Origin of the sequence: Sulfitobacter dubius (genome assembly GCF_027214245.1) — a bacterium.
Classification (GTDB): domain Bacteria; phylum Pseudomonadota; class Alphaproteobacteria; order Rhodobacterales; family Rhodobacteraceae; genus Sulfitobacter; species Sulfitobacter dubius_A.
In genome coordinates, this window is sequence record NZ_JAPWHM010000061.1 from 1 (window position 1) to 237 (window position 237).

Sequence of the window (237 nt, forward strand, 5' to 3'; positions counted from 1 at the left end):
GTATTGGTCTGCTTGGTCGTAACGGTGCGGGTAAATCAACCCTAATTAAGCTGTTATCCAATGAACTGACTCCGCAAGGTGGTGACCTATCCTACTCACAAGGGGTGAAAATTGGTTACTTCGCGCAGCATCAGCTTGAAACGCTTCATCCAGAAGAGACACCTTTGCAACACATGATGCAAATCGCGCCTGAGAAAAACGAATTAGAACTGCGCAACTATCTGGGTAGTTTCGGCT

At 46.8% G+C, this 237-nt stretch carries 1 protein-coding gene; it reads left to right on the forward strand.

Annotated elements, in window-relative coordinates:
* On the forward strand, positions 1-237 hold a 237-nt coding region (locus O4H31_RS19615; protein ID WP_269348191.1), incomplete at both ends, for an ATP-binding cassette domain-containing protein.